Annotated in this window: 6 protein-coding genes; 1 reads left to right on the forward strand and 5 read right to left on the reverse strand. The window is 44.1% G+C overall.

Annotated elements, in window-relative coordinates:
- Window positions 1–422 precede the first annotated feature (422 nt).
- Window positions 423–2,483, forward strand: coding sequence for an alpha-L-fucosidase (locus tag DWY79_RS20190; RefSeq protein WP_005864201.1), 2,061 nt, complete (start codon window positions 423–425; stop codon window positions 2,481–2,483).
- Window positions 2,484–2,568: 85 nt separating this feature from the next.
- On the opposite strand, the gene DWY79_RS20195 is transcribed toward DWY79_RS20190, so the two are convergent.
- From DWY79_RS20195 to DWY79_RS20215, 5 genes are all read right to left on the reverse strand, one after another.
- Entirely contained in the window at window positions 2,569–5,400 is a 2,832-nt protein-coding gene (locus DWY79_RS20195; protein ID WP_122370211.1) for an ATP-binding protein, read from the reverse strand.
- Window positions 5,401–5,671: 271 nt separating this feature from the next.
- Window positions 5,672–6,646, reverse strand: a complete 975-nt coding sequence (locus DWY79_RS20200) for a sugar phosphate isomerase/epimerase (RefSeq protein ID WP_122370213.1) — start codon at window positions 6,644–6,646, stop codon at window positions 5,672–5,674.
- A gap of 17 nt (window positions 6,647–6,663) precedes the next feature.
- Window positions 6,664–8,346 (reverse strand): carboxylesterase/lipase family protein, encoded by a 1,683-nt coding sequence (locus DWY79_RS20205; RefSeq protein WP_122370215.1) that lies wholly within the window; start codon window positions 8,344–8,346, stop codon window positions 6,664–6,666.
- Window positions 8,347–8,359: 13 nt separating this feature from the next.
- Window positions 8,360–9,931, reverse strand: coding sequence for a RagB/SusD family nutrient uptake outer membrane protein (locus tag DWY79_RS20210; RefSeq protein WP_005860849.1), 1,572 nt, complete (start codon window positions 9,929–9,931; stop codon window positions 8,360–8,362).
- A 24-nt stretch (window positions 9,932–9,955) separates the two neighbouring features.
- Window positions 9,956–12,919 (reverse strand): TonB-dependent receptor, encoded by a 2,964-nt coding sequence (locus DWY79_RS20215; protein WP_008774385.1) that lies wholly within the window; start codon window positions 12,917–12,919, stop codon window positions 9,956–9,958.
- Window positions 12,920–12,941: the final 22 nt, after the last annotated feature.

The raw sequence follows: 12,941 nt of genomic DNA on the forward strand, positions 1-12,941 counted from the left end.
GTGCAAAAGTAATGCTATAAAACATACGGTCCAAATTTATCGGGCATTATTTTGCAAGTTTTTTACGGCAACGGATATCGGGTACATTATAATATAGGATACGCAAAAATACCGACTGCTCACGGAAACGATATAGCCGGTACCCTTGCCATCATAGCGGCAATACTGTGCCACTACGATGGCACGGCCCTGCCACACGGATGGCACAGCGTTGCCACTGTGATGGCACGACCGTGCCAAAGGCGATAAATAAACTGGCACTGCAAACAATTGATAAACAAACATATGCTAGCATGAAAATTTCCCCAGAGGAGACATCTAAAAGACAGGGGACTTTATCTTTTATCTAGATATCTAAAGACAGAATAAAAATCTGCCGTTTTTTTCATATATTTGAGGTCTCATCTAAATATAAACAAATAATGAAGCACTTGAGTTCCTCTATTTTATTGGGGCTTGGGTTGTTTTCCTTCTTCTCCTGTAAAGAAGCGACAGCGCCCGCCCCTATCCTGCCCGTTCCCACGCCGGCACAAGTTGAATGGCATAAGATGGAAACATACGCCTTTGTCCATTTCGGATTAAATACGTTCAATGATCTGGAATGGGGTTACGGAAATACTCCCGCCTCCACATTCAATCCAACGGATCTGGATTGCGATCAATGGGCGCAAACAATCAAAGCCGCCGGATTGAAAGGCGTAATCTTAACCACCAAGCATCACGACGGTTTCTGTCTATGGCCTACCGCCACAACCGAATATAGCGTAAAGAATTCTCCTTGGAAAGATGGCAAAGGGGATATGGTAAAAGAACTATCCGACGCTTGTAAGAAACACGGGCTGAAATTCGGTGTCTATCTCTCCCCTTGGGACAGAAACAGTGAGAACTACGGACAACCGGGATATGTAGAGAAATTCCATGCCCAATTACATGAATTAGTCTCCAACTATGGCCCGTTGTTCGAATACTGGTTTGATGGGGCAAACGGTGGCAATGGCTGGTATGGCGGCACGAATGAAACCCGTGCTATAGACGCCAAGACCTATTATCAATATGAGCGGGCACGAGACACGATCAAGGCGCACCACCCGGACATCATGGTTTTCGGAGGGACAGTACCCGATATCCGCTGGATCGGTAACGAGGAAGGTTGGGCCGGTGATACCCAATGGAGCATCTTCGCCCCGGAACCCTCCATGCCTACTTTCCAACAGAGTGTATGGGGAGATGAGAACGGACCGATGTGGCTAGGTGGAGAATGCGATGTATCTATCCGTCCGGGATGGTTCTATCACTCCCGGGAAGATCACCAAGTCAAATCTCTGGCAAAATTAGTCGATCTTTATTACCGAAGCGTCGGGCATAACGCCAATTTCCTATTGAACTTCCCCGTAGCGTTGAACGGAAAAATAAGTCCGGTAGACTCCGCCCGTGCCGTACAATGGTATCAAACCATCCAAAATGACTTTAAGGAGAATCTTTTGAAAGGATGTTACGTACAAGCGAGCAATAAAAGAGGACGTAATTTTAGTCCCAATAAGGCAGTAGATGGGGATTGGGATACCTATTGGGCTACGGACGATGGAGTAACCAGTGGTTCATTGACTTTCACGTTAACCCATCCTACCGATGTAAACCGCTTGGTAATACAAGAATATATCCCATTAGGACAACGAGTACGCTCGTTCAATATCGAACTCGAGCAAGGGGGTAAATGGATTCCGGCACAGACTGTGGATTCTACGACAACTGTCGGCTATAAACGAATTGTCCGTTTCCAGACCGAGAAAGCGGAGAAGATACGCATCAACTTCACGGACGCCCGCGGGCCGCTTTGTATCAATAACGTGGAGGCATACCTTGCCCCCGCCTTGGTGACCGAGCCAACGATTGCCCGTAATATCAATGACGAGGTAACCATACAGGCCGGGGATAAAGGCTCCGAGGTTCATTATACCACCGACGGTTCAGATCCGACCAAGGACTCACCGCTTTATCAGGCGCCATTCGCTTTCGCTCAAAAAGGAACTGTCAAGGCGATTGCCTATGATCCGACTTTCGATACAGTCAGTCCGGTTTCCGCGCAAACGTTCGATATTCCTGCTTGTGATTACACGATCGTATCACCGAAAGATGAGAAAACCAGCCTGATCCTAGACGGAAACGGCTACACGACCTACTATTTGCCACAAGGGAAACAAGAGTTAGTCGTACAATTAGCGAAAGAAATGCCTATATCCGGATTCCGCTACACCCCGAACCAAGGACGTGACGCAAGCGGTCATATCTCCAACTATCAATTATATATTAATGGAAAGAAGGTGGCCGAAGGCGAATTCTCCAATATCAAGGCTAACCCGATCGAGCAAGTCGTACATTTCCCGATAACGAAAGGTAACCAAATCCGTTTGGTCGCAACCCGTATCGTAGATAATAAAAAGCAAGCGGGTATCGGTGAATTCTCGGTAATTACGGAAAAATAAAGAATATCTAATAAAAGCAGAAGGGACCGCCTCGAAAGTTTAATTTCCAGAGGCGGCCCCTTTTTATTATTTATCAATCTTTTATTTATCCTTGAAGGTACCGGTTCATTTGCTTATACACGGCACGTATATTTAATGGTTTAGATATATGAGCGTTCATACCGGCCTCCCTACTTTTCTGCACATCCTCAGCGAAGGCGTTGGCTGTCATAGCGAAGATAGGAACCTTTTGAGCATCAGAACGCCCTAATGCCCGGATACATCGGGTAGCCTCATAGCCATCCATATGAGGCATCTGCACATCCATCAATATCAAATCATAATATCCTTCGGCAGATTCCTTAAACATCTCTACGGCCTGTACCCCGTCCTCAGCACTCTCCACCGACGCACCGGTAACTCCGATCAATTCCTCCGCTATCTCCCGGTTAAGCTCATTGTCCTCAACCAATAAGATCCGTTTACCTTTGAAGTCATAATCAACAGCATAACAATCCTTCGCAAGGTCATTCCTCCCATTAATATCGGAAAAACGAGTGGGCTTACCCGATTCCTTTATTTTGCCGAAAGGCAGATCAACGGTGAATGTACTGCCATTCCCCTGCACGCTCGTCACATGTATGCCACCACCCATCAACCCTGTGAAACGCTTAACGATAGAAAGCCCTAATCCTGTACCTCCATATTTATAAGTAACATCCACATTTTCCTGTTCGAACGATTCGAAGATTTTATCATAATTCTCCTCGGCTATACCACATCCCGTATCGATTACCTCGAAACGAAGGTAAACATTCTCTTGATCCTCACCTGTTTTAGATACCCGAAGTTTAATCATTCCCTTGGCCGGCGTAAATTTCAGCGCATTCGATAACAGGTTGGAGAGAACTTGATTCAAGCGCAAGGAGTCTCCTATAATCTGTACTTCCAGATCACTAGCCAATATCGTCTCATAGCTGATCCCTTTACTCTTGGCCTGCTCGCCATACAGATTTTCAAGGTCCTGCAAGAATGCCCGGAAATTAAAGCTCTCATGTCGAAGTTCCACTTTTCCGCTTTCTATCTTCGACATATCCAGCACGTCGTTAATGAGAGCGAGAAGATGCTTGGAAGACATGATTACTTTCTCTAGGCAATCCTTTATCTTATCGGTATTATCTATGTTTTGCATGGCGATAGTACTCATACCTACAATTCCGTTCATCGGCGTACGGATCTCATGACTCATCCGGGAAAGAAACTCGCTCTTCGCCAAGTTAGCCGCCTCAGCCCGTTTCAGGTTGCCCTGTATCACGGTCGCTTTCATCCGGGCCCCTATAGCCAGCAGTAATGCCGTAAATAGCACCGACAGGACAAACATCACGATAAACATAAATTGTAAGGGATTCGCATATATAAAGTCCGTAAGAGAGAATTCATTCACGCCGATAGATTCCAGATTCCGATTGCGTATAACAGTCCTCTCGGACTCAGAAAGATTATTGATCGCCTTGTTGAGTACGGTTAATAAATCCGGGTCAACTGGGGTAGGCAACGCGAAACTTATCGTACTCTGATCATTGACCAATGCCACAGGAGCAAGATTGGTGAAATGATAACGCGAAATATCCTGTTCCATTTTAGAGGACAATCCATAGATAAAATCAGCCTCTCCGCTATTGACAGCGGCTAATGCCTCCTTAATGCCCGGATAGGACCGAATCTTCTCCGCAGATATGCCACTTGGAAATCGCTGACTTTCCACCAAAGCACCAACCAAACCCGGAGCGGGATAACTACAGGCTTTATTGCGTACTATGATATTGTTCGCACTCACATAAGAGGCTGAAAGCGCAAGCCCTAGCTGGGCCGCATCGTTCTCATCTCCCAAGAAAAAGCCTAAGATATCAGCTTTCCCTCGTTGTACCAGATGGACCGCATCACTATAATTCTTCGCATACACATACGAAAAATCCAAACCGGTAAAGTCCTTGATCTTATCCAATACATCCACCATGATACCGACATGGTTCTTCTGGGAGGTTTCTTTACAATAAAAGGGATACCAATTCTCCGGAACGGCTACCGTGATCGTTTTCCTTTTCTTGACATATTCCAAGTCCCGGTCACTAAATTGGACATTTACAAGTCGGGCAGGAAAGTTAGCGGCATAACGCTCTGCCGCAAAATTTGGATTAGCATCCAATATCCGTTCCAAAGCCATATTCAAACCATCCAATACTTCCTTATTACCCGGATTGGTTACGATATAATAGGGTTGAGAATTATAGGTAACGATTACCCGTAAAGAATCGTGATTGTGAATAATGCCACTCAACAGCAAGTCTATCTCTCCATTCATTAAATAAAAATATAATTCCCCGTCGTTCTTCTGTATATCTTTCAAGCTGTAATATCTTAATTTACAGTCTAATCCATTGATAGCCAAAAACTCCTTGAGGCGGCGAATATTTTCTTTAGCATTCTCATATACACCTATGGTTTTCCCGTTCATACTCTCCAAATCATAACTATGGATAGTACGATCATCAGAACGAGCAAGCAACAAGGAACAGCTATATCCCATATTATAATCCGGATAAGCATAATATTTCTCTAAACCGGGTATATAATAGTTTCCACCCATCAATTCATACTGACCTGCGATAAATTCATTTAACATGGCTTGTCCGTTCGTATCAATATACTCGTATTCCCAACCGGTATATTTGGCAATCTCATTGAGATAGTCTACGAGCATACCATGACGACTACCGTCCTCCGCCGTCCAACTCATGCCTACCACCTGCGGAAAGGCAACCCGGAGCACACGTTTTTCACTTGTCCGTGCTAACGCAGACAAATGAAACGCCAGCATTATAAATACTAACAAACTTATAGTTATACCATGACCCACATATCTCAGAAGTAAGTTCATTATAATGTATATCTTTTATTATCGGCTTTCCCGATGATAACAACCCCTAGACCTCTCCGCAAAACAACGGTTTATTTAGGATAATGCCTATTCATTCTGGTGAACAAAGCTTTTGCGTACCCCAAAACAGAGTACGCAAATATACTACATTTTATATCACAGCGGATTATAAAATAATTGATTTTTAAGAGAAGATACTATAAAAACAGAAGGGACCGCCTCGAAGGTAAAACACCTCGAAGCAGTCCCTTTCCTAAATCCCAACAAACTTTTATCCCATCGAACTATTGATTACCTGTGTGGTTTTCTCAAAACTCTTCTTTAAGACCTCCTTTACATCCATGGTTTCCCAATATCCCTTATTAAAAAGCTCTACGGATAACCCACCCCGGAAACCAGAGTCGTATAGCAAAGGAAGTACCTTATTAAACGGGCAAATACCATCTCCCGGAAACACCCGATCCGAATCTCTCAACTCCGTACGAGGAGGCAACTCCGGATAATCGTTGATATGAAAAACCGGAAGGATCTTCCCATTTATCAAGCGTAAACTATCAAAACTATTTCCTCCTCTGTACAAATGGTAGAAATCCAATAAGACAGAAGCCCGCGAATGCCCGGAGGCGATCGCTATCGCCATGGTATCCGATAATTGATTCAGAACCCCGGCTCCCCATAGTTCCAATATCGGAGTGACACCCATCTCATCCCCTAAATCCAGTATCGCCCGATAGCGTTCGGAATACTCCGGCAACCGTGTACGATCCAGTTGAGTAACTCCTTGAGCAGGAGCGGCGATAAATTTACCGCCCAATCCCGCTACCATCTCCATATCATGCCGCATTTGGTTTAGCCCTTCCTTCCGTTTCGAAGGATCATCGGCAAACCACGAGGCAAAACCGATCATATTCTCCAATAAAAGTCCGGAACCTTCCAGCTGACGCCTGAGTGTCTCATAAGTTCCCCCTTGCTTTACGAACGCATCCACATCACGGGTCCATAACTCAATTCCCTCAAAACCAGCCTCGGCACATAAATCAATCTGTTTTTGAACAGGAAGTTTATAACCCGCTATCGTAGAGACATTGAGACAGACACGGAAAGGACGTTTCGAAGAGGATGCTTCGGATGATGGCTCCTCTTTTTTCTTCGGAGCGCAAGAAGCCAAGCCTGCGAACGTACTGCCCAAAACCGCCAGACCGGTGGCCCGAAGCATATTACGTCTTGAAATCTTTTTCTCAAGCATAACACTCTCGTTTTAAATTAAACCTCCAAAGATTTACGGGCCTCCCGGTCCGGATCATTCCGAGCCTCACACGTATTATTCAAGATCATCACCTCTCCATTTTCTTCCGTGTATTTCGGCCAAACGGGTAACTCTCCTCCGTTCGGATCTCCTGTCCGCATGAAATTCAACAAAGCGCCAGACATCTTATCTGACAACGCACGAGGTACCTTACCTCCACCCGTATGAGTAAACATCCGATCCGTATTTTTAAACCAGAAACAGATATCCGAGCAATGGAACGCACGCATACGGTTATTAAACAAGGGCGGACACCAGCCAAACCAAGCTACATACACAGGCTGGCCTTGCTTTAATTTTGCGTTAGCCGCCTCAACCACTCGTTGACGGGAAGACAAAATCATCGCCCAAAGCTCCATCGGAGTCTTATCCGGGAAATTCTTGGCGAAAGCCTTCACGATCGATTCCGCTTTATCACCATATTGACTTCTCAGTTTCTCGATCACACCGTCTTGAGTGATTTTTTCCAAAGCCGCATCCGCCCTGTTCGGGTTCCATTCATGGAAAGTCGTACAGAATATCATCGGGACGACAGGAGACTCCAAATGGCTCTCACCGGAGTAGAATACACCGGCCGGAATATTCCGGTCATCAGCAACAGGGCCAAAAGTCCGTCTCATGCTAATCCCTTGATCTTCCCAGCACTTTTTACAAGCCCTATCCGCTATATCCAAATATTCCCGCCAAGGTATTCTTTGCAATTTATCCAGTTGGGAAGCGGTCAGCCCCGCTTCTCTCAAAATATATTCTCCCACCTTCCGGGTCATCACCTGATCGGAAGCTCCTACCGTAGATCCACTTAAAGCTACAGCTCTATGAATCAAACCTTTTGCCGCCGGCATAGCGGCTACCGTACAGACCTTAGAACCTCCTCCGGATTGTCCCATAACCGTTACGTTCCCGGGATCTCCACCGAAATTGGCGATATTATCATGTACCCATCGCAAGGCGGCAATAATATCTAACATCCCCACGTTTCCGGAATCCTTATACGCTTCTCCACCAACACCAGATAAGTCAGAGAAGCCAATCGGCCCCAACCGATGATTAATGGAACAGAATACGATATCTCCTTCCCGGCTTATATTCTCTCCATGATATCCATCCTGCTCGATCCCACTACCATTTGTAAAACCGCCGCCATGCAGCCACACCAATACGGGACGTCTCTTTCCATCCGCGATACCCGGTGTCCATACATTTAAATATAAGCAATCCTCACTCACATCCCAGTAGTTCCAATGATCGGCAAAAGTTCCGTAATTATTGGGCCACCGGTTCTCCATACGTTGCGGCGCCGTATTCCCATAAAAAACCGCCGGTCTCACATCTGTCCACGGCTCTGGTTTTTGGGGAGGCATAAAGCGATTTTTTCCCGACGTATCAGCCCCATAAGGAACTCCCAAGAACGTATATACATGATTCAGCAGATATCCCTGCACCTTCCCATACTCTGTCTGGGCGATGGCGATATCGTCACCGATAAATAAAAACTGTCCATCCTCTCCTTCCTTGACGTTTTGTTTAAGGGAGGAATCCCCGGACGGGGCACATGAGGAAGCCGTTACCAAGCTTCCCATGCTTAAAGAGGCTGTGCCCAGTCCTAGGTTTTTCACGAATTGTCGTCTATCCATATGCATAAAAACACAACTATTAATATCCCGGATTCTGTTTCCAAGATTGGTTTTTCGTAATCTGATCGTATGGTATCGGGAATAAATCACGCGAATTATTATTCAAGGCTTCCTTAAATGTCCAGCTACCTTTAGCGAACTTATCCCAACGAACCAAGTCTTGACGACGCCAACCTTCCCACGCAAATTCACGGCCACGTTCATTGATCAACTCATCCAACGTTAATGTTTCCGGAGTATACACGGGCTGATTTGCCCTTTCACGTATTAACTGGAATGCAGGTTCCGCACATAAAGCTGATAAAGTAGCGGCATTACCACCTCTCAAAATAGCTTCAGCCTTCATATAATAGATATCGGCTAAACGATATAAAACAAAATCATTGTTCATATTACCAGTCATACCCAACTCATATTCATACTTCTGAATACGAGCACCTTCCCAACGATAAGCGGCATTAATAGAAGATACCTCAATAGTCAATTCCAATTGTTTTCCCGGATTATCACCATCCTCAACAGGCTCTCCCGTGACCTTATCATAAATCAAACCGTAAATAAAAGTCGCCTTTTTCCGAGTATCGTCATCTTTATATAAAGCAAGGAAGTCCGGAGTAGCGCAACCTCCATTCCAACCACCAACATTGATGCCCCACATCTGGCGAGACTTGGGATGTCCGGAGAATTTATGGAAATGAAACTCGTAGTCTCCATTTGAATTGATACCATTTTGCATCGGTACCACGAAAATATTTTCTTTACAAGACTCATTCGCCACTTTAAATGGAGCGGAGAAATCAGATACGACCTCATAATATCCAGAGTTAATCACTTTATCGCAATACTCTATCACTTTATTCATATCGTCCTTATCATAAGAAGAGGCCCCTTTGAACACCTTAGCGTTCAAATATAGTTTTGCCAACATTGTATAAGCCATCGATTTCGTACATCTTCCATAATTCTCGGCAGACGGAGCGTCATCCAAATATTCCATATTATCTAAGATACAATCTACGACTTTCTGATAAAGCTCAGGACGGCTTGTCTGAGGAGAAGCCGTGATTTCACTCTCATATGTATCGATATAAGGAACATTCCCGAATAAATCCAGTAAGATAGAATAATAGAAACATCTCAAGATGACAGTCTCCGCACGATATTTATTATAGATATCGACATCCATCTCCTCTTTATATGTATCCAAGTCGTAAACCACACGGTTACATGTCGTTATTCCAGAAAATACGGAAATCCACACATTATTCAATGCATCCAGATTGTATTGCCATTGATGACGATGGAAATCCTGCCATACCCCTCCGTCATACCAGTCATTACCCGGCGCACGAGTCGGAACAACACATTCATCCGAGGAAACAGTCTGCAACCCCCATACTCCCCAGTGATTCTGATAAGCCTGCAATTCCGCATAGGCAGCACCTACCGCTTGCGGAATCAAAGAAGGATCCGCATAAAAGTCATTTGATACCATTTGTCCCGTCGTATCTTCATCCATATCCGTACAAGAAGGAGCGATAACCAAGAAACAAATCATTGATACTATATATATTAAACTATATTTTTTCATAACCTTCGATATTTAGAGTATCCATTAAAACGTAACATTCAAACCAAGAATAAAAGAACGGCTAGCCGGATAATAACGAGTCCTCTCAATACCCATATTATCTAATCCTACCATATCAACCTCCGGGTCGATACCCTTATAGCCAGTGATCGTAAACAAGTTCTGACCAGTCAAGTACAAACGTAAGTTTTGCATGAAACCTAATTTCTTCACCGGTACATTATACCCCAATGTGATATTGTCCAACTTCACAAAAGAACCATCCTCCAAATAATAACTAGAGGCTTGAGCCGCATCTTGCAACGGGATATCCATTACCGAAGCCAACATATTCTTCTCCTTTCCAGCTACATTCCGATTCTCTAATGCCATACGGCTTACATTATATACATCATTGCCTACGACAGCACGGAATGTAAACGATAAATCGAAGTCACGATATTTAAACTCGTTAGTCCATCCTGCTATAAAATCAGGTTGCGCATTACCTACGATCTCACGATCCTCATTATATGTAAAGTCACCACTACCATCGACATCCTTGAATTTCCATTTACCATCTTCCGTAAATCCCTCGAATACCGGCAAATAAAAATCACCGACCTTGCCACCCGGGACCAAACGAATCAATGGAGTCGAGTTCATACCTCCTAAATCACCATCCGACAAATAACCAGTTTCAATCCAGTCTGTCTGGAAAGTCTCATTACTTAATTTGTCCAATTTATTCGTATTGAATGAGAAGTTAATAGAACTAGTCCATGAGAAGTTCTTATTCTGCACTGGGGTTCCGGAAACAGAGAATTCCAGACCTTTACTTGTAGCATCACCCACATTCGCCAACATAGAAGAATATTGGTAAGGAGGAGTCGGGACCTTATATTCATACAACAAATCTGAAACCTTACGGGTATATAAATCAACGGTCACGTTCAAGCGGTTATTCAACGCTGCAAAATCAACACCTAGATTCCATTCGCCTTTCCGCTCCCATTTCAAATCCGGATTCTGATTCTGTGTCGGCCCATAAGCATTGATCCATTGTTTAGAAGTATGATCATAGAAACGGCCTACCACTCCCATCATTGACAAAGACAAATAATTATCTGAAGGCATATTTCCTGTCACGCCATATCCCAAGCGCAATTTCAAATCGTTAATCCAGCTAGCGCTTTCCATAAAAGCCTCATTACCGATAGACCAACCGACACTTACCGCAGGGAAAGTTCCCCATTTATAATCCGCACCTAAACGAGTAGAACCCTCACGTCGTACAGACGCTGATAACAAGTAACGATTTCCCCAGTTATAATTTACACGGCCAAAGAACGAAACCAAATTATCTTGAGAAACCGAACCATCCATCATGCTTTGGCTAGGGTTATTAATCAAGTTACTACCCGCACCCAAATTATAGTAAGAATATACATCCGAATCAAAATTCGAGTTGTTCATGCCAAATGACTCCCGATAATTATGCTCATAGGTATATCCACCTAATACCACTAAATGATGTTCTCCAAAAGATTTTACATAGTCGATCGTCGTCTCCAGTGTTTTATTAAAACGAGTATTAAAACTCCGAGACGCTGACCCGAAACTAGAAGTGTTAAATACCTCTCGTGAGGTATAAGTACCCTTATTTATATCAGAGTATTTCAATGAGCCAAAAGCTTGCGCACGAAGTCCTTCCAAAATATTCCAAGTTACACGAGCAGACCCTTGGAAAAGTCCGCCTTTTGTACGACGGTCACGCTGCATAATATAAGCCACCGGATTTGAATATCCCTGAATATCCAGCGCATAATACCCTCCGGCATCTATCGTTCCCGTCTCGTCGTATACGGGTGCCGTAGGATTATAATAATACGCATGCTTAAAAGCGGAATAATCATCATAGCTGGAATTCTCACCTTCCCGGTCAAAACGACGATAAGTAGCGTCGTATGCTATTTGAATCTTTTTATCGAATAAATTCTGATTAGCGGAAAAACGAGCGATCATCTCATTGAACCCAGACTTAAGAGCGATACCTTGATTATTTCGATAAGATACAGAAGCCCGGTAATTAAAATCGGTCGTACCTCCTGTCAATGCCAAGTTATGCGAATGGGAGAACGGAGTTCGGGTAATCTCATCCATCCAATTCGTATCATATCCCCGGTCGTTTCCCCCATTTGCCAAAAACTGGTCACGATCCATGACTTCCAATTGATTGGCTATGGAAGAGATAGACATATATCCATTGTAGGTAACGCTCATCTTCCCGGCAGAACCTCGTTTTGTCGTAACCAAGATAACGCCATTCGTTCCGCGGGTTCCATATATCGCCGCCGCTGAACCATCCTTCAACACATCGATACTTTCAATATCATCTTGTGGAATAGCGGATAAATCCCCTTGGGGAATACCGTCAATAACGATCAACGGAGAGGTATTACCGGTCAAGGACGAAGTTCCGCGTAATTGGAACTTATACTCTCCATTCGGGTCGCCGGCATTTGGTTTGGATATATTCAAACCTGCCACTTTACCTTGCAACATACCCATTGGGTCAGACTGTACGCCCTTGATCAAGTCTCCCTCTTTCAAGCCTGCTACAGAGCCGGTCAATTCTTTCTTTTTCTGAGAGCCATATCCCACGGCTACCACTTCTTGAAGTCCGATACTTTCTTCCTCCAAGCTCACATTTATCGTGTTCTTTCCATTTACCGGAATCTCTGCGGTCTTATATCCAATATAAGAAACGATCAATACGGCATTTGATGATACATTCGAGATCTGATACATACCGCTTATATCAGAAATCGTACCGTTAGTCGTTCCTTTCACCGCTACATTGGCACCAATGATCGGTTCGCCTGTCATAGATTCCTTTACAACTCCTTTTACTGTAATCGTTTGCGCCATCATGGGAAAGAATAACGCCAAACTAACGATCAAAAACAGGGCCTTTCGAAGCCATACTTTCTTTTTTTGATTTTCCATAACTCATTCATTTAAAGTTGAC

It is taken from the genome of Parabacteroides sp. AF27-14, assembly GCF_003635425.1.
Lineage (GTDB): Bacteria > Bacteroidota > Bacteroidia > Bacteroidales > Tannerellaceae > Parabacteroides > Parabacteroides distasonis.

Excerpts from the sequence above, each read along its gene's own strand:
- DWY79_RS20190 (WP_005864201.1), top strand. The coding sequence starts at position 423 with ATGAAGCACTTGAGTTCCTCTATTTTATTGGGGCTTGGGTTGTTTTCC.
- DWY79_RS20195 (WP_122370211.1), bottom strand. The coding sequence starts at position 5,400 with ATGAACTTACTTCTGAGATATGTGGGTCATGGTATAACTATAAGTTTG.
- DWY79_RS20200 (WP_122370213.1), bottom strand. The coding sequence starts at position 6,646 with ATGCTTGAGAAAAAGATTTCAAGACGTAATATGCTTCGGGCCACCGGT.
- DWY79_RS20205 (WP_122370215.1), bottom strand. The coding sequence starts at position 8,346 with ATGCATATGGATAGACGACAATTCGTGAAAAACCTAGGACTGGGCACA.
- DWY79_RS20210 (WP_005860849.1), bottom strand. The coding sequence starts at position 9,931 with ATGAAAAAATATAGTTTAATATATATAGTATCAATGATTTGTTTCTTG.
- DWY79_RS20215 (WP_008774385.1), bottom strand. The coding sequence starts at position 12,919 with ATGGAAAATCAAAAAAAGAAAGTATGGCTTCGAAAGGCCCTGTTTTTG.